This window comes from Anaerotignum lactatifermentans DSM 14214 (genome assembly GCF_900142265.1).
Taxonomy (GTDB): Bacteria; Bacillota; Clostridia; order Lachnospirales; family Anaerotignaceae; genus Anaerotignum; species Anaerotignum lactatifermentans.
Genome location: NZ_FRAH01000047.1, coordinates 1 through 22,583 on the forward strand (window position 1 = coordinate 1; position 22,583 = coordinate 22,583).

General features: G+C 44.0%; 21 protein-coding genes. All 21 read left to right on the top strand.

The features are described from left to right. Nucleotides 1-276 precede the first annotated feature (276 nt). Nucleotides 277-1,443: a BglG family transcription antiterminator gene (locus BUB35_RS12040; RefSeq protein WP_084730670.1), complete on the top strand. Its 1,167-nt coding sequence runs from the start codon at nucleotides 277-279 to the stop codon at nucleotides 1,441-1,443. Beyond that, nucleotides 1,443-3,284, top strand: a complete 1,842-nt coding sequence (locus BUB35_RS12045; protein WP_072852091.1) for a PTS mannitol transporter subunit IICBA — start codon at nucleotides 1,443-1,445, stop codon at nucleotides 3,282-3,284. The genes BUB35_RS12040 and BUB35_RS12045 overlap by 1 nt, the downstream gene beginning before the upstream one ends. Nucleotides 3,285-3,366: 82 nt before the next feature. Further along, entirely contained in the window at nucleotides 3,367-4,518 is a 1,152-nt protein-coding gene (locus tag BUB35_RS12050) for a mannitol-1-phosphate 5-dehydrogenase (protein WP_072852093.1), read from the top strand. A 36-nt stretch (nucleotides 4,519-4,554) separates the two neighbouring features. Then, complete coding sequence (locus tag BUB35_RS12055; RefSeq protein ID WP_072852095.1) at nucleotides 4,555-4,815, top strand: HPr family phosphocarrier protein; 261 nt, start codon at nucleotides 4,555-4,557, stop codon at nucleotides 4,813-4,815. A gap of 32 nt (nucleotides 4,816-4,847) precedes the next feature. Further along, nucleotides 4,848-6,533: a phosphoenolpyruvate--protein phosphotransferase gene (gene ptsP / locus BUB35_RS12060; protein ID WP_242949248.1), complete on the top strand. Its 1,686-nt coding sequence runs from the start codon at nucleotides 4,848-4,850 to the stop codon at nucleotides 6,531-6,533. A gap of 169 nt (nucleotides 6,534-6,702) precedes the next feature. Further along, nucleotides 6,703-8,322 carry a SpoIID/LytB domain-containing protein gene (locus BUB35_RS12065; protein WP_072852096.1) on the top strand — a complete coding sequence of 540 codons (1,620 nt, stop codon included), beginning with the start codon at nucleotides 6,703-6,705 and terminating at the stop codon, nucleotides 8,320-8,322. A gap of 4 nt (nucleotides 8,323-8,326) precedes the next feature. After that, nucleotides 8,327-8,623: a hypothetical protein gene (locus BUB35_RS12070; protein ID WP_072852097.1), complete on the top strand. Its 297-nt coding sequence runs from the start codon at nucleotides 8,327-8,329 to the stop codon at nucleotides 8,621-8,623. Continuing rightward, nucleotides 8,586-8,888 (top strand): hypothetical protein, encoded by a 303-nt coding sequence (locus BUB35_RS12075; protein WP_072852098.1) that lies wholly within the window; start codon nucleotides 8,586-8,588, stop codon nucleotides 8,886-8,888. Before BUB35_RS12070 ends, BUB35_RS12075 begins: the two co-directional genes overlap by 38 nt. Nucleotides 8,889-8,911: 23 nt before the next feature. Next, on the top strand, nucleotides 8,912-9,181 hold the full coding sequence (locus BUB35_RS12080) for a hypothetical protein (RefSeq protein WP_072852099.1): 270 nt from the start codon (nucleotides 8,912-8,914) through the stop codon (nucleotides 9,179-9,181). 9 nt (nucleotides 9,182-9,190) lie between these two features. Further along, nucleotides 9,191-10,222: a tRNA preQ1(34) S-adenosylmethionine ribosyltransferase-isomerase QueA gene (queA, locus tag BUB35_RS12085; protein WP_072852100.1), complete on the top strand. Its 1,032-nt coding sequence runs from the start codon at nucleotides 9,191-9,193 to the stop codon at nucleotides 10,220-10,222. Between the two features lie 15 nt (nucleotides 10,223-10,237). Continuing rightward, entirely contained in the window at nucleotides 10,238-11,560 is a 1,323-nt protein-coding gene (locus BUB35_RS12090) for a replication-associated recombination protein A (RefSeq protein WP_072852101.1), read from the top strand. 16 nt (nucleotides 11,561-11,576) lie between these two features. Further along, the gene (locus BUB35_RS12095; RefSeq protein ID WP_072852103.1) at nucleotides 11,577-12,032 is read left to right on the top strand and encodes a hypothetical protein; all 456 of its coding nucleotides are present in this window, start codon (nucleotides 11,577-11,579) and stop codon (nucleotides 12,030-12,032) included. Between the two features lie 136 nt (nucleotides 12,033-12,168). After that, nucleotides 12,169-12,789 (top strand): stage V sporulation protein AA, encoded by a 621-nt coding sequence (locus BUB35_RS12100; RefSeq protein WP_072852105.1) that lies wholly within the window; start codon nucleotides 12,169-12,171, stop codon nucleotides 12,787-12,789. Next, nucleotides 12,786-13,214 carry a stage V sporulation protein AB gene (locus BUB35_RS12105; protein ID WP_072852107.1) on the top strand — a complete coding sequence of 143 codons (429 nt, stop codon included), beginning with the start codon at nucleotides 12,786-12,788 and terminating at the stop codon, nucleotides 13,212-13,214. Before BUB35_RS12100 ends, BUB35_RS12105 begins: the two co-directional genes overlap by 4 nt. A gap of 238 nt (nucleotides 13,215-13,452) precedes the next feature. Then, complete coding sequence (locus BUB35_RS12110) at nucleotides 13,453-14,583, top strand: ROK family transcriptional regulator (RefSeq protein WP_072852128.1); 1,131 nt, start codon at nucleotides 13,453-13,455, stop codon at nucleotides 14,581-14,583. Nucleotides 14,584-14,925: 342 nt separating this feature from the next. Next, nucleotides 14,926-16,035, top strand: coding sequence for a multiple monosaccharide ABC transporter substrate-binding protein (gene chvE / locus BUB35_RS12115; protein ID WP_072852109.1), 1,110 nt, complete (start codon nucleotides 14,926-14,928; stop codon nucleotides 16,033-16,035). A gap of 105 nt (nucleotides 16,036-16,140) precedes the next feature. Beyond that, nucleotides 16,141-17,676, top strand: a complete 1,536-nt coding sequence (gene mmsA / locus BUB35_RS12120) for a multiple monosaccharide ABC transporter ATP-binding protein (RefSeq protein ID WP_072852111.1) — start codon at nucleotides 16,141-16,143, stop codon at nucleotides 17,674-17,676. Between the two features lie 24 nt (nucleotides 17,677-17,700). Continuing rightward, the gene (gene mmsB / locus BUB35_RS12125; RefSeq protein WP_072852114.1) at nucleotides 17,701-18,867 is read left to right on the top strand and encodes a multiple monosaccharide ABC transporter permease; all 1,167 of its coding nucleotides are present in this window, start codon (nucleotides 17,701-17,703) and stop codon (nucleotides 18,865-18,867) included. A gap of 18 nt (nucleotides 18,868-18,885) precedes the next feature. Then, on the top strand, nucleotides 18,886-20,412 hold the full coding sequence (xylB, locus tag BUB35_RS12130; protein WP_072852116.1) for a xylulokinase: 1,527 nt from the start codon (nucleotides 18,886-18,888) through the stop codon (nucleotides 20,410-20,412). 15 nt (nucleotides 20,413-20,427) lie between these two features. Next, the gene (locus tag BUB35_RS12135) at nucleotides 20,428-21,066 is read left to right on the top strand and encodes a DUF4867 family protein (RefSeq protein ID WP_072852118.1); all 639 of its coding nucleotides are present in this window, start codon (nucleotides 20,428-20,430) and stop codon (nucleotides 21,064-21,066) included. Nucleotides 21,067-21,101: 35 nt separating this feature from the next. Then, nucleotides 21,102-22,571 (top strand): L-fucose/L-arabinose isomerase family protein, encoded by a 1,470-nt coding sequence (locus tag BUB35_RS12140; protein WP_072852120.1) that lies wholly within the window; start codon nucleotides 21,102-21,104, stop codon nucleotides 22,569-22,571. Nucleotides 22,572-22,583 lie beyond the last annotated feature (12 nt).

Here is a 22,583-nt window from a genome sequence, read left to right on the forward strand (position 1 = left end):
GATTGCAACCATACTTTTACCTTTAGAAACATCGATACCTACTGCGTTCATAAATTTGTCACTCCTTAAGAATTATTGCAATGGATAAGTACCAGTTTTACTCATTGCCTATTCAATCTACTGTGGTGTGACACGAATGCGCCTATGGCGATTCAACCTGCATAAAACGAACGCTGCGAATGAGGAGCTGGTTATCAGTCTATAATACGGACGCAAAGTCCAAGAAAGGGAGACGATATACCTATTGCTCCATCATTATACAGCTTAAGCAACAAGATGGATAATTCCTTACTGGCTGTAAGGGATATTAACCATAAATATATTGTAGTAGAAAGGGAAATGGGGATTTCCCTGAGCCAAAACGAACAGCTTCTGACAGACCTGACAGAGCATATCACGGCGGTGTCTAGCCGCCTGCGTCTACATGTGAAAGTCAGAAACGCGCAATTGGAAACCATAAAAGAGAATTATGGTGAAATTTATCGGGCAACGGAAAAAGGCTGTCAGCTTCTGCGTCATGCCGTTGGTGTAGCAGAAGTGCCGGAAGCGGAAATTGCTTTCATTGCCATGTATATCTGTGCTGCTGTGGAAGATCAGCAGTCACAGCAGGGAAAAATACCCGTTGTCGTGGTGTGTCCCACAGGTTTGGGCACATCCAAAATGTTAGCGGTGCAGCTGACAAAGGAATTTCATAATCTGGAAGTACGGGAGATTATATCTGCATTTCGCATCGATATACAAAAGCTGCAAAGAGAAGGAATACGCCTTTTGATCTCAACAGTACATTTAGACATTGATTTTCCTTATGTTTGTGTGAACCCCATTCTTTTGGAACAGGACAAGATTCTGCTGCGCAATGAACTGCGATTGTTGCCGACACAGCAGGCGGTGGTTCCACAGAAAAAACCGGCAGCAAGTCTTTCAAAAGATGGGCTGGTATTTATGACAAGACTGGGAGAGGAAATCTTATATTTGCTGGATCATGTGCAGCTGCTGGTTTTGCCCTATGCACAGGATAAGCAGGAATTGCTGTATGTAGCATCTGGCATGTTCACGGAAACGAAAGAAGCAAGGGAACTGATTGCCGACAGCCTTGCAAAACGGGAACAGATTTCTTCTACATATATTCGGGATTTTCAGATGATGCTGCTGCATTGCAAGACCGGTGGAGTGAAGCATTGCTGCTTTGGATACATCAGACTGAAAAGACCGCTCTTTCAGTCAGAGGGTGTCATTGAAGGAGCCATTGTCATGTTGGTTCCAAAAGAAGGGGATTCTTTAGAGGCGGGATTGATGAGTGAGATCAGCAGTGGACTGCTGGAGGATGAAGCATTCTTTTCCGCCGTACAGAAAAAGGGAAGGATTAGCATCATCGAGTCATTGGAAAAACGATTGATGCAATATTATCAAAAAACAATCACCACAAGGATGGAGGGTTCTTAATGAAAAATAGCATTCAGAAATTCGGGAAATTCCTGAGTGCAATGGTTATGCCTAATATCGGGGCGTTCATTGCTTGGGGCTTTATTACAGCTTTGTTCATCGAAGCAGGTTGGATTCCAAATGAAAGACTGGCAACACTGGTAGATCCTATGTTGAAATACCTGATTCCCACTTTGATTGCATTCCAGGGTGGTAGAATGGTTGGCGGCGACCGTGGCGGCGTTATGGGTGCTGTTGCAACATTGGGTGTTATCGCCGGTTCCGAACAGACCATGCTTATCGGTGCAATGGTAATGGGTCCTTTTGCCGGCTTGGTCATCAAAAAATTTGACAAAGCAGTGGAAGGTAAAATTCCTGCCGGCTTTGAAATGTTGGTAAACAACTTCTCTGTTGGGATTTTTGGTATGATTCTTGCAATCATTGGCTATTATCTGATTGGGCCTGTTATGGCTACGATTCTTGCAATCCTGACAGCAGGTGTTGAAATTCTGGTAACAAACAAACTGCTGCCTTTCGTAGCAATCTTCGTAGAACCTGCGAAGGTACTGTTCCTGAACAACGCCATCAACCATGGTATCTTCACACCAATCGGTATCGAACAGGCTGCAGAAACAGGTAAATCTATTATGTACATGCTGGAAGCAAATCCCGGTCCTGGTCTGGGCGTACTGCTGGCATACTGGGTATTCTCCAAAGACAAAGTGACAAAGAGTTCTGCACCCGGTGCGGTTATCATTCACTTCTTTGGTGGTATTCATGAAATCTATTTCCCTTATGTATTGATGAACCCCGTGATCATCATTGCACCTATCGTAGCATCCATCGTAACAATCTTCTATTACAGCATCATGGGTGCAGGTCTGGTAGGTCCTGCTTCTCCCGGTTCCATCATTGCGTTCCTGGCAGTAGCACCTAAGGGTGAAACACTGAAAGTTCTCATCGGTGTTGTTCTGGCTGCAGTAGTTTCCTTCGTTGTAGCATCTCCTATCGTAAAACTGTCCGGTAACAAAAACCTGGATGAAGCAACAGATAAAATGAAAAACATGAAAGCTGAAGCAAAAGGTCTGGCAAAAGCAAACGGCGAAATCAAGAAAATCGTATTCGCTTGCGACGCAGGCATGGGCTCCAGCGCAATGGGTGCTACAAAATTCAGAAACAGAATCGCACCTTTGAATCTGGGTATCACAGTTATCAATACTTCCGTAGATAATGTTCCTGCTGACGCAGATGTGGTTGTATGTCAGGCAGTTCTGCAGGATCGTGCAAAAGCAAGCGCACCTCAGGCTGAACTGATTACTATCGGTAACTTCCTGGCTGACCCTAACCTGGATGCACTGTATGCTTCTCTGGAAGCAAAGGCTTCCGGTGCAGGCGAACAGCCCGCAGCTGAAGTGAAAGCGGAAGAAACTGCAACAACAAACAATGGCATCATGGTTGCAGCTGGCATCAAAACAGGTCAGGCATCTGTAAGCAAAGAAGAAGCGATTACAGCTGCTGGTAAACTGCTTCACGAACTGGGCTATGTAAACGAAAGCTACATTCCCGCTATGCTGGAAAGAGAAAAAACTGTTTCCACATACATGGGTCTGGGCGTAGCAATCCCTCATGGCACATCTGAAGCAAAAGACGAAGTAAAGAAAACTGGTATTGTAATGCTGCAGTATCCCGAAGGCGTTGACTTCGGTGATGAAAAAGCTTATCTGGTATTCGGTATCGCTGGTATCGGCAACGAACATCTGGATCTGCTGGCAAAAATCGGTACAGTCATTGAAGAAGAAGAAAATCTGGATAAACTGAAAAAAGCAACAACTCCGGAAGAAATTCTGAAAATGTTTCAGTAATAAATAATTGAGAAGGTAAACGGATGTTACAGCCGGCTGTGGTGCATACTGCGGTCGGCTTGTCCGGGAGGAGGAATTTGGAATGAAAAAAGCCATTCAATTTGGTGCAGGTAATATCGGCAGAGGTTTTATTGGGGCATTGTTGGCAGAAGCTGGTTACCATGTTGTATTTGCCGACGTAAACGAAGCTGTCATTGATAAAATCAATGCAGACGGCACTTATACTGTACATGTAATGGACGTTACATGTAGAGAAGAAAAGATCACAAATATCAGCGGTGTAAACTCCACAACTGATGCAGTTCTGGAAGAAATCACACAGGCTGAAGTGATTACAACAGCAGTAGGTCTGGTGGTTCTGCCCAGAATTGCACCTGCTATTGCAAAAGGCATCACTATGCGTATGGAAAGGGGCATCACAGACTGTCTGAATATCATTGCCTGCGAAAATGCCATCAAAGCAAGTTCTCAGCTGAAAGCAGCTGTTTATGAAATTCTGGATGAAAAAGGGAAGGCTTATGCAGACCAGTATGTTGGTTTCCCGGATTGTTCCGTAGACCGTATCGTTCCTCCTGTAAAGAGCGAAAACTTCATTGATGTAGTTGTAGAAAACTACTATGAATGGAACGTAGAACAGGCTTCTTTCAAAGGTGAAATCCCTGCTATCAAAGGTATGAACCTGGCAGATAATTTGATGGCATATATCGAAAGAAAACTGTTTACACTCAATACAGGACATGCTATCACTTCTTATCTGGGTTATCTGAAAGGATACCACACAGTAGATGAAAGCATCGGCGATGAAAAAATCTACGAAACTGTAAAAGCAGCTATGCAGGAAAGCGGCGCTGGTCTGATTGAAAAATATGGCTTCGACAGAGAAGCGCATATGGCTTATATCGAAAAGATCATTGGTCGTTTCCGCAATCATTACCTGGAAGACGATGTTGCCCGCGTTGGCAGAGAACCTCTGCGTAAATTGAGCGCAACAGACCGTCTGGTAAAACCTACTATGACTGCTGTTGGCTATGGTCTGCCCGTAGAACACCTGCTCATCGGTATCGGTGCAGCACTGCATTATGATAACGCCGCTGACCAGCAGAGCGTAGAACTGCAGGCAAAGATCAAAGAAAATGGCGTTCGCGCTGCTTTTTCCGAAATTTCCGGCGTAACAGATGCGGCAATTCTGGACAAAGTAGTAGAAAAGTATGATAATATAAAAGCGTATCTGTAAGATATAATTTTTTAAAGAAAAAGGAGAAAAAATATTATGGTATCTAAAAAAGTAGTTGTTACAAATAAAACAGGTCTGCATGCTCGTCCCGCATCCAATCTGGTTGCATTCTGCAAAAATTACAACAGCAAAATTTTCCTGTCCAACGGCGAAAAGAAAGTTAGCGCTGCAAGCATCATCCACGTACTGACACTGGGCGTAAAAACAGGCACAGAACTGGAAGTTATCGCAGAAGGTGAAGATGAAGCAAAAGCAGTAGAAGAAGTTGTAAAATTCATCGAAGCACTGGAAGACTAAGAAAAGAAAAACGGTGAAGGGGAGTGAGCGAAATGATGAAGACATATACTGTGGCAAAAGCGGCATCCAAAGGCATTGTCATGGGTAAAGCCTTTGTGGCTGTTCAGGAAGATCTGACAGCTGACAGCAGAAGCATTAAAGATTCCGAAAGAGAAATGGAATGGCTGAAATTTCAGAAAGCAGTGAAAGATGCAGTGGAAGACCTGCGGGTTCTGGCAAAAGATTCCGATATTTTCGCGGCACATCTGGATGTTGCGGAAGATACAGTGCTCCATGATTCTGTGGAACTGAAAATCAACAGCGAAAATAAAAATGCACAGCTTGCTCTCGAAGAAACCGTTGCGGAAATCGTGACTATGTTTGAAAGTCTGGATGACGAGTATCTCAGAGAAAGAGCTGCTGACATCAAAGACGTTGGCAAACGTATCATGTGCGGTCTGAAAGGAATCAAGAGCAATCCTTTCGAAGGCATCAACGAAGATGTGATTGTTGTTGCGGAAGATCTGGCACCTTCTGATACAGCCAACATGGATTTCCGCTATATCAAAGGCTTCATCACAGAAGCTGGCGGCGTTACCAGCCACGTTTCCATTATGGCAAGAAGCATGGAAATCCCTGCTTTTGTAGGTGTAGCTGATTTCCGCAAAAATGTGACAAATGAAGACTATATCATTCTGGATGCGGTAGGCAAAGAAATCATCGTAAATCCCGATGAAGAAACCAAGGAAGTATATCGCAAAAAAGCAGCGGAATACAAAGCTATGAAAGCAGAATTTGAAAGCATGAACAATCTGCCTGCAACAACTACAGACGGCAGAACTGTGGAACTGTTTGCAAATGTTGGTAGCATTGTGGATGTAGAAAATGCTGTTACTCGTGGTGCGGAAGGCATTGGCTTGTTCCGCAGTGAGTTCCTGTACATGGAAAACACCAAATTCCCTACAGAACAGGAACAGTATGATGCTTACAAAAAAGCCATCGAAACCATGAAACATCCTGTCATCATCCGTACACTGGATATTGGCGGCGATAAAGAACTTTCTTATTACAAATTCGATGAAGAAGAAAATCCTTTCCTGGGCTGGAGAGCAATCCGTATTTCTCTGGATCTGAAGGATGTGTTCAAAACACAGCTTCGTGCCATCCTGCGTGCCAGCGCATATGGTGACATCCGTATCATGTATCCTATGATTATTTCTGTAGACGAATTTATGGCAGCAAATGCTATTTTGCAGGAATGTAAAGAAGAACTGCGTCGGGATAACATTCCTTTCAATGACAGTATTCAGACTGGTGTCATGATCGAAACACCTGCTGCTGTTCTTTGCGCAGAAGATTTGGCAAAAGTTGTTGATTTCTTCAGCATCGGTACAAACGACCTGACTCAGTACTTGCTGGCAGTTGACAGAGGCAATCAGAAGATTGCTCGCCTGTACAACTCTTTCCATCCTGCAGTACTGCGTGCTATTCGTACAGTGATCCAGGCTGGTCATAAATATGACAAGCTGGTTGGTATGTGCGGCGAATTTGCCAGCGATGAAAAAGCTGTTCCCATCCTGTTGGGTATGGGTCTGAATGAATTCAGTATGGCAGCTTCTGAAATCGCATCTACACGCTACCAGATCAGACACCTGAACTATGAACATTGTCAGGCTCTGGCAGATGAAATCTGCAAAAAATCAACCATTGCAGAAGTTCGTGAAATGCTGGAAAAATAATAAAATTGTGAAAATCTGAATGGGGATAACCTTTCCTTAGGAAGGGTTATCCTTTTTTATGTGCTGGAAAAACTGCTTTTGAATTTGTGGAATGATGGGTCAAGTTATGGTATAATGTCAAAAAGAGAATCTTTTCCGATTGTACGGAAGAAATATTTGGAGGCAACAAATGATAAAATGGAAACAATGTATGTTCGGGGCTGTACTGGCGGGGGCTGTATGTATGAATATGCCGCAGGCAGCCTTTGCTTATGATGTGCCTGAAATGATAGAAGTTGGTTTGGAGTCCGTTTGCAAAAACGCCACTTCCGCTTCCATTGGAAACAGCCAGCTGACAGTGGGAACACTGCAGAATGATAAATTTCGGGAAGATGGCACCATTTCTTCTTCTGGTGGATTTACTGCGAAAATGGTAAGGGGAGAAGTGATTCGGATTTCCGATTCTATGTCCCAGAAAGATGCGGAAGATTTGGCGTACAGTTTGCGTCGCACTGGATTTGATGCGGCTTGCGGCTATCTTGGCAACAACGAATGGACAGTATATGTACAGAATAGTTCCCGTTCGGAAGTGGAAAGTGCATCCAAAGAATCTGCGGAGCGTATCAGCGATTTTAATGGCATTTGCCTTTCTGGCGGCGGCGAAAATCTGTTGATTGTCAGCAATGGTGTGGATTATGGATTTGGCGGCACCGATGAAACATTTACCATCAATGGAAAACAGTATCGCGGATGTCTGCGTTTTGCAGTAAATGGTACCGTTATGACTGCGGTGAATGTGGTAGACTTGGAAGAATACCTTTATGGTGTTGTTCCAGCAGAAATGCCTGCTTCCTATGGTGAAGAAGCATTGAAAGCCCAGACTCTGGCTGCCAGAACCTATGCCATGACAAAACTCAGCGCCCATAAAAGCAGTGGCTATGAATTGTGTGACACCATCAACTGTCAGGTGTATAAAGGATATAGCGGAGAAAATGCAAAAACCAATCAGGCCGTAGACCATACAGAAGGAGAAATCATCTGCTATAATGGTACACCTATTGAAGCGGTATTTTCTGCATCCACAGGCGGTTATACAGAAAACAGTGAAAACGTTTGGAATTCTGTTGTGCCTTATTTGCGTGCGGTGCCTGAAGTTGGAGAGTATGGCAACAACACATGGGAAAAGACATTGACATTGTCCCAGCTGGATAGTCTGCTTTCTTCCAAAGGCGAAAATATCGGCAGTGCCCAGGATATTGTCATTACAAAGATTTCCACAGGTGGTCGTGTGCAGGAAATGAAGATTGTCGGTACTTCTGGCAGTGTGACACTGACAAAAGAAAATATCCGTACTTATTTTTCCGGTGCTTGCGGCAGCTTGCCCAGTAAAATGTTTACCATCAACGGAAAAGGCAGAGATCCTTCTTCTGGAAGCAGAACCGTGCAGCGTCAGGCGACAACAAGCAGCAGCACAGGTTCTTTGACATCTTCTGCGGCGACAAACGGCTTCACTGCAAAAACAGAAGGCACGCTTTCTGCTATGAATGGAAAGAATATGAAACTGGATGGTTTGAGCGTTTCTGAAAATACAAACTCCAATCAGAATACCCCTGTGATTTCTACAGGAGATTATCAGATTTATGATGTAAATATCAGCACTGTGGAAAATGGCACTTTTGTATTTGAAGGCAGTGGCAATGGTCATGGTGTTGGCTTGAGCCAGAATGGCGCCCAGGGTATGGCACAGCAGGGCTATTCTTATGAAGAAATCATCAAACATTATTATACAGGCGTAACCATTGAGAGGTGAGGATATGGACTGGCAGACCTTTCTGATTTCCCAGAAGGGATGGCGGGATGATGAGGGGAATACCCTCTGCTTTTCCGACTGTGATTTAAATGGGAAGAAAAAAGAGGGCGTACTTTGGATTTATTTGGATGAGGGGCTTCGCTGCGGCGGCATGCATCGTCCCATTCCCGTCAGCTTGGCAGCAGTAAAAGATGCGCTTTTGGGCTGCCGAAAGGATGCACTCTGGCAAATGGTTGAAAATGATCTGGAAGGAGCGGGTATAGATGTACGCAGAGAAATTGACGGAAGAACAGATTCGTGAGATCATGAACCTGATTTCCGATGACGGCAGTGTGCGGATTGTGCAGATTCGTACATACAATTCCAGTTTTGAGGATTGTGTCAACTGGTCTAAGGTACCTGAGGTAAAGGCAATGTTTCAGGAAACAGAAGAAACTTATCGCCTTTATGACTATCATATTCAGGGATTCCACCGTGCCGGTGCCGGTTCCGAATATATTTACCGGAAAAAGATGTGTGAATACTTTGGCGACCAATATGCCATTGACTTTTTGCTGGAACATTAAGGAATGAGAAAAGAGGGAAGCCAATGTATGTAAAAAAACTGAAAGACCATCAGATTGCAGATATCATGCGTGTGATTTCCGACCCAGATGCGGAAGTGACAGATATCCGCCGTCCTTATACAGACCCTGAAGTGACTGTGTTGTCTCAGGATATGGAGGAACATTATGTGCTCCATGACTATGACATCGAAGGATTTGATTTCCTGCCCGATGATGCGACAAAGATTTATCGAAAAAAGATGCTGGAATTTTTCGGCATAGATTATGCACTAAATTATTTATTAAGAAAATGAGGAAGAAACATGAAAACAAGTGAATTTTATTTTGATTTACCGGAAGAACTGATTGCCCAGGAACCTTTGAAAGATCGTTCTTCCTCCCGGCTGTTGGTGGCTGATAAGAATACAGAATCTATTTCCCATAGACATTTTCGGGATATCAAAGAATATCTAAAAGCGGGAGATTGTCTGGTTATCAATGATACCAGAGTATTGCCTGCCAGACTGCATGGGGAACGTGTAGGCACCGGCGCACATATTGAAGTGCTGCTTTTGGTACGCAAAAGTATTGACACATGGGAAGTGCTGGTGCGTCCCGGTAAAAAAGCCCGTCCCGGGGATAAGATTTCCTTTGGTGATGGCAGATTGACAGCGGAAGTACTGGAAACCATCGAAGGCGGCAACCGTATCATTAAATTCTATTACGAAGGTGTTTTCGAAAATATTTTGGATGAGCTGGGTGAAATGCCTTTGCCTCCTTATATCACACATAAATTAGAGGATAAGGAACGCTATCAGACTGTATACGCAAAACACGATGGTTCTGCGGCAGCTCCTACAGCAGGTCTCCACTTTACACCGGAACTGCTGAAAGAAATCGAAGAAATGGGTGTGAAGATTGCTCATGTGACACTCCATGTAGGTCTGGGTACTTTCCGTCCTGTAAAAGCGGAAGATATTCTGGATCATGAAATGCATTCTGAATATTATGTAGTGGAAGAAGATCAGGCGGCAATCATGAATGAAGCCAGAAAAAATGGCGGCAGAATCATTGCTGTTGGTACCACCAGCACCAGAACTTTGGAATCTGTCACAGATGAAAACGGCGTTGTTCATGCAGGAAGCGGCTGGACAAAGATTTTCATTTATCCTGGTTATACATTCAAAGCAGTGGATTGCATGATTACCAATTTCCATCTGCCGGAATCCACATTGATTATGTTGGTTTCTGCTCTGATGGGGAAAGATTTCATCATGCGTGTTTATGAAGAAGCTGTCAAAGAACGGTATCGCTTCTTCTCCTTTGGGGATGCCTGCTTGTTCCTGACAAAATAAAAAGAGGTGAGAAACATGGACCTTTTTGAATATAATCTACAAAAGAGAGGCACACAGGATGCGCCGCTTGCTGCAAGAATGCGACCCACCACTTTGGAAGAATTTGTGGGACAGGAGCAGATTGTTGGGAAAGATAAATTGCTTTACCGTGCCATTAAGGGCGATAGACTGGGTTCTTTGATTTTCTACGGTCCGCCGGGAACAGGAAAAACCACACTGGCAAAAATCATTGCCAATACTACGAAAAGTGAGTTTGTACAGATCAACGCTACCACTGCCGGCATCAAAGACATCAAAGATACGGTGACAGCGGCAAAAGAACGCCTTGGTATGTTTGGCAAAAAGACCATCCTTTTTATCGACGAAATCCATCGCTTCAATAAAACACAGCAGGATACATTGCTGCCCCATGTGGAGGATGGTACGCTGGTGCTCATTGGTGCCACAACGGAAAATCCTTATTTTGAAGTGAATCGTGCGCTTGTTTCTCGTTCTGTGATTTTTTCTCTGGAACCATTACAGCAGAAAGATATTGCATCTCTTTTGCGGCGTGCGTTGGCGGATGAGGAAAAAGGTCTGGGTAGTTACCATGCACAAATGGATGAGGATGCACTGGATTTTCTTTCCAATACAGCAAATGGTGATGCAAGAGCAGCGCTCAATGCTTTGGAACTGGCAGTGCTGACAACAGATCCAGGCGATGATGGTATCATCCATATCACCCTTTCTGTAGCAGAGGATTGCATCCAAAAACGAGCGTTGCAGTATGATAAAGGCGGCGATAATCATTACGATACCATTTCTGCTTTTATCAAAAGTATGCGAGGCTCTGACCCGGATGCGGCACTGTACTATCTGGCAAAAATGATTTATGCTGGGGAAGATCCCAAGTTTATCGCTCGTCGTGTGGTCATTTGCGCAGCGGAAGATGTGGGGAATGCTGATCCACATGCGTTGCAGGTTGCAGTGTCAGCCATGCAGGCGGTGAACTTTATCGGGATGCCGGAAGGACGAATTCCTCTAGCGCAGGCGGTAACGTACGTGTCCTGTGCACCTAAGAGCAATGCAGCATATTTAGGAATTGATAAGGCATTAGCTGATGTGCGGAATGTGCAGATTAAAGGGGTGCCGCCCCATCTGCGGGATGGGCATTATAGCGGCAGCCATGATTTGGGCAATGCCATTGGATATAAATATGCCCATGATTATCCCAATCATTATGTGGAACAGCAGTATCTGCCCGATGAATTGGTTGGAACAGTTTATTATGATATGAGCAATAACGGCGTGGAACGCCGTATGAAAGAGCATATGAAGCGACTGAAAGGTGAACTGTAGGAAAGGGGGAAGCACTATGAAAAAAAGTGGTTTTCGTGCATTGATCGGCTTGGTAGTGGTCGTGATCGTTGTGATTCTGGTTTATCAAAACAGCGGAAAAAATACCGCAGAATCCGGCATTGCTGCATTGCAGGCGATTGTAGAAACAGGTGAATATACCGTTGCTGTGACTGATGAATCCGGTGAAAAACAGGAACTGGACGGCGACAGTAAGACCATGCTGGCAGAACTGATTGCTTCTACAGTGGCAGATGCATCAGGAGAAGATTTGTCAGCGGTTCTGGAAAATCCTCAGCTTTTGGTGGAAGTTACAGGTGGTGACCCTGCGGTAACCGTAGGCGTAACTGTTTACGATGCAGGTGAAGAAACCAATTTTGGTATGATTTCTTTTGCGGATAAAACATATCCTGTGAAAAACTGCGGTGAAGTCCTGAACTATTTGGCAGAAATCGGATTTGCTACTGTCAGATAAAATCATTTGACTATTGCTATTAAAAAATCTCTCCAAAAGGTTTTTTGGAGAGATTTTTTCTTCTTAAAGAGAAATCAATCCGATGAATAGTTTTTGATGAGGGCATCCATACTGTATTTATAAGGAGGAATGCAGTATGGATATTTACATCAAGCCTATGGAAAAGGTGCAGATGGTTGGCAGAAAGATCATCTACCTATCAGATGTGGCAGAAGTTTATGCAGGAGATTCATGCCAAGGAGCGTTAGAAAAGCTTCCTGTATTTCAAGTGCCGGAGAATACAGAGAATATGTACTTGATTTCCGTATTGGAATTGGTACAGGCGATTACTGCATTATACCCAAAAGCAACGGTGTCCAACGTAGGGGAGTCAGACATCTTGCTTTCTTACGCACCTTATCCCAAAAAAGAAAATAAATTGATTTTATGGAGTAAAATCCTCTTTGTTTCTGCGGTGTTGTTTTGCGGCGCAGCAACAACCATCATGTGTTTTCATTCAGACACGCAGCTTCCTTTAATTTTTCAAAATTATTATGCCATGGCTTATGGTGAGAATACAGAATTGCCTAAATTGGTGACAATACCGTATAGTATTGGTTTAGTAGTAGGTATCCTGGTCTTCTTCAACCATTTTTCAAAATTCGCATTATCGAAAGATCCAACACCCATTGAAGTAGAAATGACGACTTATGAAAAAGAAACCATCACCAGTACCATTGAGCAGTTGGGACGGAAAAAACGGGAGGAAAAACAATGATGAGGATACCATTGCTGGTGCTTGCAGGTTTCGCATCTGGTGTAGTGGTGGCTGCTGGTACCTTTGCATTTATTGCTGCCATTGGAATTGTGCCGCGAATGGCACAAAGAACCAATACAAAACAGTATATTCCTTTTTACGAAGATACTATATTGCTGGGTGGGCTGTTTGGCTGCCTTATGTCTTGTTTGGATTGGAAAATTGGCTTACAGGGAGTTCCTGCGCTGATACATGCATTGCTTTGCGGCATTTTTGTTGGCGTACTGGCTATGGCATTGGCCGAAGTGCTAAATGTAATGCCGATTCTTATGCGTAGGGCAAGGCTAAACAAGGGCATTACATGGTTTGTCGTTTCATTCGCTCTAGGAAAATTATTGGGTTCGCTTCTGTATTTTCTGAAAGATGGATTTTATCAATTACCATAATGTAAATAGTTTTAGAAAAGTAGTTGCAAATATATCCGCTGTATGTTAATATATAAAAACAAATGTACAGGCCATGGGTACAATGGCATGTGAGCGCAGACAGTCAATTGGATATGATATTTCTGACCATTGCTTCCGATGTCATTGCAAAAAGAATGAAGAAAATGTTCTTTTTTCATGGCGTTATGGTGATGGTCTTTCTTTTTGGGGCGAATGTGGAAAAGTGGGTGAACATTCAATGGAACGAAAACGTATCTCAACAACCGAATTACGCAAGCAAAATAGAAATCAGGTTTTTCGCATCATTTATGATGCGGATGGACCGCTGACAAAACAGGAAATTGCACAACGGCTGCATATGAGTCTACCAACGGTGACACAAAACCTCAAGGAACTCTTTGACGAGAATATTTTAACAGATGCTGGGGCAGATGAGTCAACAGGCGGCAGAAAGGCGCGTCTGATCAAACTGAATAAAAACGTGTATTTTTCCGTGGGCATTGAACTTTCGCCGAAGCATATTCGTTTTATTGCGATTAATCTGAAGGCAGAAGAACTAGCTTATGAAAAACTGGAGTATCCCTTCAGCAATACACCAGAATATCGGATGGTATATGCGAAAAAATTGGAGGAATTTTTGGATCGGTTTGGTTTTTCCAGAGAACGTTTATTGGGCGTTGGCATTACTATGCCTGGCATCATTAATGAACAAGAGGGAATTGTAGAAATTGCGCCAGTATTACAGCTGCACCATATGAAACTTTCGCTTTTGACAGAAGTGATTCCATATCCTGTATATGTACAGAATGATGCTTCTGCGGGTGGTGTGGCAGAATGGTGGAATTATGACGGACCTTCTGCAATGGCATATGTGTTCCTGGGTAAGGGTGTTGGCGGTGCACTCATGATTGATGGAAAGCCGTTTGAAGGTTTGAACAGACGTAGTGCAGAATTTGGTCATATGTGCATCCATCCAGGCGGAAAAAACTGCAATTGTGGACGTCAAGGCTGTTTTGAATCTTATTGTTCATCTTCGGTGTTGAGCGATGATCTTGGAATGGACATTAAGGATTTCTTCCAGTATTTGGAGGAAAAAGACCCGTATTATATGGAAATCTGGGATACGTATGTTTCTCATCTTGTAACAGCTATTCACAATATCCATATGGTATTGGATTGTGAAATTGTAATTGGTGGTATCTTGACACCATATTTGGAAGATCATATGCCAATGATTCGCAAACGTTTGAAAGAGAAATCATTCTTCCCTGATGAAGAACGATATATTCATTTAGGAAGATGTCAAGGAAAAGCAAACTGCATTGGCGTTGCGTTACATTTTATTGCTGATTTTTTGGAACAGATTTAAAAAGAAATGAGAAAAAGAATGCATTGTTTAGAAAGAAATATCTTTTCAACAGTGCATTTTTTTTATTTAAAACATAGGAAATAACGAGGCTTTTTTTGAATAAATATAGACTGGTTTTTTTTGTGCATATTAGAATACAAGTTAGAATTGTCTTAGAAAAGTGAACAAAAAAATGAATAAGTTTTTATTGTAATACACGAAATATGGTAACTTCCGCTAGGTATATTGACATTGGGAATAGGAATTGATACAATATGCACATAACTTAGAGAAAGCACATTTATAAAACTATTTTGGCTTTCTTAAAAAAGGTTATCAATATGGAGAGGAGATGTATCAAACATGAAAAAGAAATTTTTCGCTTCCTTGATGGCAATGGTTATGGTCTTCGGCTTGGCAGCTTGCGGTGGTTCTAGCGATACTACCACAACTGAAGGCGATGCAGCTGAAGGTGGCACAGGCGGCAAAATCGGCGTATCTATGCCTACACAGTCCCTGCAGCGTTGGAACCAGGACGGCTCTAACATGAAAGCTGAATTGGAAGCAGCAGGCTATGAAGTTGATCTGCAGTATGCAGGTGACAACGACATTCCTACACAGGTATCTCAGATTGAAAACATGATCGCAGGCGGCTGCGAAGTTCTGGTTGTAGCTGCAATCGACGGTTCTTCCTTGACAACAGCTCTGCAGGGCGCAGCTGAAAAAGGCATCCCTGTAATCGCTTATGACCGTCTGATCATGGATTCCGAAGCAGTTTCTTACTATGCAACATTCGACAACTACAAAGTAGGTCAGATGCAGGGTCAGTACATCGTTGACGCTCTGGATCTGGAAAACGCAGAAGGTCCTTTCAACATTGAATTGGTAACAGGTGCACCTGACGACAACAACGTAAACTTCTTCTTCGGCGGCGCTATGGATGTTCTGCAGCCTTACATCGACAGCGGTAAACTGGTAGTTCCTTCCGGTCAGACAGAAAAAGCTCAGTGTGCAACAGCTAACTGGTCTACTGAAGAAGCTCAGAAACGTTTCGAAAACATCATTTCTTCCGTTGGCTATGGTCCTAACGGCGTGAAACTGGATGCAGTTCTTTGCTCTAACGACTCCACTTCTTACGGCGCACAGAATGCGCTGCAGGCAGCTGGCTACACAGCAGACAACATGCCTATCATCACTGGTCAGGACTGTGATAAACCCAATGTGAAAAACATCGTTTCCGGTCTGCAGTCTATGTCCGTATTCAAAGATACACGTACACTGGCTGAAAAAGTTGTAGGCATGGTTGATGCTATCATGAAAGGCACAGAACCTGAAATCAACGATACAGAAACATACGACAATGGCACAGGCGTAATTCCTTCTTACCTGTGTGACCCCGTTGTAGTAACAGTTGATAACTACAAAGAAATGTTGATTGACTCCGGTTACTATACCGAAGCAGACATTGCTTAAGACCCAATCAAGACTCTCAACAGGGTGAAAGCCGCTGATGAGGGCGGGCGGCAGAGTAACTGCCGCCCGTTTATTTTGCAAAAGAATATGAAAGGAGGGGTTTCAGTGGCAAAAACTATATTGGAAATGCGCAATATCACAAAAACATTCCCTGGGGTAAAAGCCCTGGACAATGTTAATCTGCAGGTGGAAGAAGGGGAGATCCACGCTTTGGTAGGTGAAAATGGCGCGGGCAAGTCCACATTGATGAACGTGCTCAGCGGTATTTATCCTTACGGCTCTTATGAGGGCGATATTATTTATCAAGGTGAGGTTTGTCAGTTCAAAGTCATCAAAGACAGTGAAGCAAAAGGTATTGTTATCATCCATCAGGAACTGGCACTGGTACCATACTTATCTATCGGTGAAAATATGTATCTGGGCAATGAACGGGGTGGCAAATTCCACATTGACTGGGACGAAACTTATAACAAAGCAGATGCACTGCTGAAGGAAGTAGGTCTGCATGAATCTTCTAACACATTGATTAAAGATATTGGTGTCGGCAAACAGCAGCTGGTAGAAATCGCGAAAGCATTGTCTAAAGATGTTAAGCTGCTGATTTTGGACGAACCCACAGCATCATTAAATGAATCTGATAGTAAGGCGCTTTTGGAATTACTGCTGCAGTTCAAGCGCCAGGGAATGACAAGCATTATTATTTCTCATAAATTAAATGAAATTTCTTATGTAGCAGATAAAATCACCATCATCCGTGACGGTTCCACCATTGAAACATTGGTAAAAGGCGTAGACGACTTCTCTGAAGAACGTATTATCAAAGGAATGGTAGGTCGTGATATGTCCAGCCGTTTCCCTAAGAGAGAATCACATATTGGTGAGGTTATGCTGGAAGTCAAAGACTGGACAGTATATCATCCCCAGTTTGAAGGCAGAAAGGTCTGCGACAATGTTTCCATGAATGTCCGCAAGGGCGAAGTTGTCGGGATTTCCGGTCTGATGGGCGCAGGACGTACAGAACTTGCCATGAGTATGTTCGGTCACAGTTACGGCGCAGACATCAGCGGTACTTTAAAACTGCACGGAAAAGAAGTACATCTGAAAACAATCAAACAGGCTATTGAAGCAGGTCTTGCTTATGTAACAGAAGACCGTAAAGGCAATGGTTTGGTTTTGTCAAATCCTATTCGTGTGAATACAACACTGGCACGTATGGAAAAAGTATCTCGTCATGGTGTCATTGACTTTGACGCAGAACGTAGTGTAGCAGAAGATTATAAAAATGCACTGCACACAAAAACCCCCAGTATTGAACAGAATGTTGGCAATCTTTCCGGCGGTAACCAGCAGAAAGTATTGCTGGCAAAATGGATGTTTGCCGACCCTGATGTTCTGATTCTGGACGAACCCACAAGAGGTATTGACGTTGGGGCAAAATATGAAATCTACTGTATCATCAATGATCTGGTTGCAGAAGGAAAATCCGTTATCATGATTTCTTCCGAACTGCCCGAAATTTTGGGTATGAGTGACCGTGTTTATGTTATGAACGAAGGTCGTATGGTAGCTGAACTGCCTATTGAAGAAGCTACCAGTGAAGTGATTATGTCTAAAATCCTGCAGTCCAGTGCGAAGAAATAAGAAAATGAAGGGAGCGTTCTCCGTATGAATAAAGTAAAAGCGGCCATGAAGAAAAATACCATGCTGTTTGTATTGGTAATCGTCACGGTCTTATTCCAAATCTTAATCACAATTAATGGCAAAGGTTCCATGTTTGCGCCGACAAACGTGTCCAACCTGATCATGCAGAACAGTTACGTTGTAATTCTGGCAACCGGTATGTTGCTGTGTATTTTGACTGGTGGTAACATCGACTTGTCCGTTGGTTCCATCGTTGCTCTGGTAGGTGCTGTTTCCGGTATCCTTATCGTAAATATGCACGTGAATATTTATGTTGCAATGATTGCATGTCTGTTAGTTGGTCTTGCAATCGGTGTTTGGCAGGGCTTCTGGATTGCCTATATGAATATTCCGCCTTTCCTGGTAACCCTTTCTGGTATGCTGGTATGGCGTGGTCTGGCAACAGTCCTTCTGAATGGTACTACCATTTCTCCTTATCCCGATAACTATCTGAAATACTTCACATCTTACATCTCCGGCGGCGATGCTAACAGCACATTGATCATCTCTCTGGTAATTGGTGCTGTATGCTGTGTAGTCATGTTTGCAATTTCTCTGTATGCACAGGCGAAAAAACGCAGAAAAGGCTACGAAACAGGTAATACAACAATGCTGATCATCAAACTGGCAATCATCGCAGTTGTTATTATGGCTGCATGCTATCTGCTGGGCAAAAACAAAGGTATCCCCGTTGTACTGATCCTGCTGGCAATCGTTGTATTGGTATATGACTACCTGACAACACGTACTGTTCCTGGTCGTCACCTGTATGCACTGGGCGGCAACGCAAAAGCAACTCAGCTGTCTGGTATCGACACACGTAAGATTATGTTTGGCGCATATGTAAATATGGCATTCCTGTCCGCGCTGGCTGCTCTGGTCTGCGTAGCACGTTTCAACTCCGCAGCTCCTTCCGCTGGTACTAACTACGAAATGGATGCCATCGGCGCTTGCTTCATCGGTGGTGCTTCCGCATACGGCGGTACTGGTACTGTAGGCGGTGCCGTAATCGGTGCGATCTTCATGGGTATCCTGAACAATGGTATGTCTATTCTGGGTATCGACGCAAACTGGCAGAAAATGATCAAAGGTCTGGTACTGCTGTTTGCCGTAGTATTTGACGTTGTAAGTAAAAAACGTTCCAAATCCTGATTTTAAGGAGGCTTTACAATGAATTATTTGCTTGGTATCGACATTGGTACTTCCGGTACCAAAACGGTGCTTTTTGATGAAGCAGGTCATGGGGTTGCCTCCTATACAGGGGAATATCCTATGGCACAGCCGAAAAATGGCTGGGCAGAACAGGATCCTGCGGATTGGTGGAAAGCTGTTGTAGATGGTATCCGCGCTGTTCTTGCAAAGAGCGGTATTGACGCAGGAGAAATTCGTGGCATTGGTTTATCCGGTCAGATGCATTCTTTGGTGCTGTTGGATGAAAAGGGCGAAGTCCTTCGTCCCTCCATCCTGTGGTGTGACCAGAGAACCGCTGTGGAATGTGAAGAAATTCATGCTTTGATGGGCGGCAAAGAACGCTACATCGAAATCACAGCCAACCCTGCACTGACAGGTTTTACTGCTGGTAAAATCCTTTGGGTAAGAAAACACGAACCTGAAATTTATGCAAAAGCACGCCACATTTTGCTGGCAAAAGACTATATTCGTTATAAACTTTGTAATGTATTTGCGACAGAAGTTTCTGATGCTTCCGGTATGGGTCTGCTGGATGTGCCGAATCGCTGCTGGTCTCAGGAAGTATTAGAAAAACTGGATATCGATCCTGCAATGCTTGCAAAAGTATATGAAAGTCCTGAAGTAACAGGTACCATCACTGCTGAAGCGGCTGCACTGACAGGATTGAAAGAAGGTACCATCGTTGTAGGCGGTGCTGGCGATAACGCAGCGGCAGCTGTTGGTACAGGTGTTGTAGAAGATGGTAGAGCTTTTGCTACCATCGGTACTTCTGGCGTGGTATTTGCTCACACAGATAAACTTTCCATCGACCCTAAGGGCAGAGTACATACTTTCTGCTGTGCAGTGCCTGGCGCATGGCATGTGATGGGCGTTACATTGGCAGCTGGTCAGTCTCTGAAATGGTATCGCGACAATTTCTGTGATGCAGATAAAGTGGAAGCAGAAAAACAGGGCGTAGATCCTTACGATCTGATGACAGCAGAAGCTGCAAAAACACCTATCGGTTCCAACCGTTTGATCTATCTGCCTTACCTGATGGGTGAAAGAACACCCCATTTGGACCCTGATTGCCGTGGTGCTTTCGTTGGTCTGTCTGGCATGCATACAAGATATGATCTGGTGCGTGCCGTTATGGAAGGGGTTACATTCAGCCTCCGTGACTGCGCGGAAATCCTGCGTGGTATGGGCGTACAGTCTGATGTGATTCTGGCTTGTGGCGGCGGCGGTTCCTCCGCTTTCTGGCGTCAGATGATGGCAGATATTCTGGGATGCCCTGTGGCAACCACCATCAGCAAAGAAGGTCCCGCTTTGGGTGTAGCAATCTTGGCAGGTGTTGGCGCAGGTCTGTATCCTTCTGTACCAGAAGCATGCAGACAGATTGTTGGCGTCAATGCTTCTCAGGACCCTGTTGCAGAACATGTGGCAGAATATGATAAATTTTATGAAATCTACCGTGGTCTGTATCCTGCATTGAAGGATAGCTGGAAAGCACTGGCAGAATTATAAAGAGAAGGTGAAAATATGAAAATCGAATCTGTATTCGATGCATCTTTCCGTCAGTACGGAAAGGTAGTGGAAGGACTGCATTTGGATGAACTGCTGACAGCTCTTTCCAAAACAGAAAAACCTGCAGACGGCGTCATCTATGTTCCCGGTGATGATTCTTTGGAAAACACACCCGCTAAAAAAGAACTGGAAGATAATGTATATGGCGGTATGCCCATTCAGATTGGTTTCTGTAATGGTACAAATACAAAACTGAACTGTGTGGAATATCATCGCGACAGCGAAATCAATATTCCTTGTGAAGATATGATTCTGCTGCTTGGCAAACAGACTGATATTACGCCAGACTATCATCTGGATACAGCAACCATTCGTGCTTTTCTGGTGCCTGCCGGAACAGCAGTGGAAGTATATGCAACAACACTGCACTACGCACCTTGCAATGCAAAGAAAGATGCAGGCTTCCGCGTAGCTGTGGTACTGCCCAAAGGCACAAACACAGATAAACCTGAAATTGCAGCACTGAACGCAGAAGATCCCCTCCTGCGCGCAAGAAATAAATGGCTCATCGCCCATGCCGATGCCAGCGAAGCCGCTGATGGCGCATTCGTTGGCCTGGACGGAGTCAACATTGACATTGCAAATGAAATTTAAAGAGAAGACATATTTTGAAAGAGAGGTAATCTAATATGCAGAATATTCCTGTAGTAAAAATGGGTATCATTTCCGTTAGCCGCAGCTGCTTCCCAGTTGCACTGTCTGAAATGCGCCGTCACAATGTTGTAAATGCTTATGGTGCTGATCTGTATGAATGCCCCATCTGTGTAGAAACAGAACTGGATGCAAAAAAAGCAGTAGAAGATGTAAAAGCTGCTGGTATTGACGCACTGGTTGTTTTCCTGGGCAACTTTGGTCCAGAAACACCTGAAACAATGATTGCTGATATGTTTGATGGTCCTCTGATGTACACATGTGCAGCAGAAGGTGATGGCGACCTGATGAATGGTCGTGGTGACGCTTACTGTGGTATGCTGAATGCTTCTTACAACCTGGGTCTGAGAGGCAAAAAAGTATACATTCCTGAATATCCTTGCGGCACAGCAGAAGAAGTTGCACAGCAGATTCGTGAATTTGTTCCCGTTGCAACAGCTCTGGTTGGCTTGAAAGGTCTAAAAATCTTTGCTTTTGGTCCTCGTCCCAATGACTTCCTGGCTTGTAATGCACCTATTAAAGCCCTGTATGATCTGGGTGTAGCAGTGGAAGAACATTCCGAACTGGATCTGCTGGTAGCTTACAACAAACATAAAGACGACCCTCGTATCCCTGCCAAAGTAGAAGAAATGGCAGCAGAACTGGGCAACGAAAATCCTTATGCAGGTGTTCTGCCTAGACTGGCTCAGTATGAACTGACACTGGAAGACTGGATGAAAGACAATCTGGGCTGCTCCAAATACGCTGCATTTGCAAACAAATGCTGGCCTGCATTCCAGACAGAATTTGGCTTCGTTCCTTGCTATGTAAACTCTCGTTTCACAGGCAGAGGTATCCCCATTTCCTGTGAAGTAGATATTTACGGTGCACTGAGCGAATATATTGGTCTGTGTGTATCCAACGCACCTGTAACACTGCTGGATATCAACAACTCCGTACCCGCACAGATTTACAACGAAGATATCAAAGGCAAATGCGATTACCGCCTGAATGAAACATTCATGGGCTTCCACTGCGGCAACACATGCTCCAGCCTGCTGTGCAATCCTCATATGAGCTATCAGCTTATTATGAAACGTCAGCTGGAACCCGATGGTGAACCCGATATCACAAGAGGTACCATGGAAGGCGACATCAAAGCAGGGGACATCACATTCTTCCGTCTGCAGACAACAGCTTCCACACAGCTGCGCGCTTATGTAGCTCAGGGTGAAGTTCTGGATGTTCCTACACGTTCCTTCGGTTCTATCGGTATCTTCGCAATCCCCGAAATGAACAGATTCTATCGTCATGTTCTGATCGAAAAACAGTATCCTCACCATGGTGCAGTTACATTCGGTCACCACGGCAAAGCGCTGTTTGAAGTATTCAAATATCTGGGCGTAACAGATATCGCTTACAACCAGCCTAAATCTTTGCCTTACCCTACAGAAAATCCCTTTGCATAATTGCAAAATAGT

Coding starts and splice junctions, on each gene's coding strand:
- BUB35_RS12140 (WP_072852120.1), top strand. CDS start 21,102: ATGCAGAATATTCCTGTAGTAAAAATGGGTATCATTTCCGTTAGCCGC.
- BUB35_RS12080 (WP_072852099.1), top strand. CDS start 8,912: ATGTATGTAAAAAAACTGAAAGACCATCAGATTGCAGATATCATGCGT.
- BUB35_RS12065 (WP_072852096.1), top strand. CDS start 6,703: ATGATAAAATGGAAACAATGTATGTTCGGGGCTGTACTGGCGGGGGCT.
- chvE (WP_072852109.1), top strand. CDS start 14,926: ATGAAAAAGAAATTTTTCGCTTCCTTGATGGCAATGGTTATGGTCTTC.
- BUB35_RS12050 (WP_072852093.1), top strand. CDS start 3,367: ATGAAAAAAGCCATTCAATTTGGTGCAGGTAATATCGGCAGAGGTTTT.
- mmsB (WP_072852114.1), top strand. CDS start 17,701: ATGAATAAAGTAAAAGCGGCCATGAAGAAAAATACCATGCTGTTTGTA.
- BUB35_RS12110 (WP_072852128.1), top strand. CDS start 13,453: ATGGAACGAAAACGTATCTCAACAACCGAATTACGCAAGCAAAATAGA.
- xylB (WP_072852116.1), top strand. CDS start 18,886: ATGAATTATTTGCTTGGTATCGACATTGGTACTTCCGGTACCAAAACG.
- BUB35_RS12135 (WP_072852118.1), top strand. CDS start 20,428: ATGAAAATCGAATCTGTATTCGATGCATCTTTCCGTCAGTACGGAAAG.
- BUB35_RS12100 (WP_072852105.1), top strand. CDS start 12,169: ATGGATATTTACATCAAGCCTATGGAAAAGGTGCAGATGGTTGGCAGA.
- queA (WP_072852100.1), top strand. CDS start 9,191: ATGAAAACAAGTGAATTTTATTTTGATTTACCGGAAGAACTGATTGCC.
- BUB35_RS12090 (WP_072852101.1), top strand. CDS start 10,238: ATGGACCTTTTTGAATATAATCTACAAAAGAGAGGCACACAGGATGCG.
- BUB35_RS12105 (WP_072852107.1), top strand. CDS start 12,786: ATGATGAGGATACCATTGCTGGTGCTTGCAGGTTTCGCATCTGGTGTA.
- ptsP (WP_242949248.1), top strand. CDS start 4,848: ATGATGAAGACATATACTGTGGCAAAAGCGGCATCCAAAGGCATTGTC.
- BUB35_RS12055 (WP_072852095.1), top strand. CDS start 4,555: ATGGTATCTAAAAAAGTAGTTGTTACAAATAAAACAGGTCTGCATGCT.
- BUB35_RS12040 (WP_084730670.1), top strand. CDS start 277: ATGGATAATTCCTTACTGGCTGTAAGGGATATTAACCATAAATATATT.
- BUB35_RS12045 (WP_072852091.1), top strand. CDS start 1,443: ATGAAAAATAGCATTCAGAAATTCGGGAAATTCCTGAGTGCAATGGTT.
- BUB35_RS12095 (WP_072852103.1), top strand. CDS start 11,577: ATGAAAAAAAGTGGTTTTCGTGCATTGATCGGCTTGGTAGTGGTCGTG.
- BUB35_RS12075 (WP_072852098.1), top strand. CDS start 8,586: ATGTACGCAGAGAAATTGACGGAAGAACAGATTCGTGAGATCATGAAC.
- BUB35_RS12070 (WP_072852097.1), top strand. CDS start 8,327: ATGGACTGGCAGACCTTTCTGATTTCCCAGAAGGGATGGCGGGATGAT.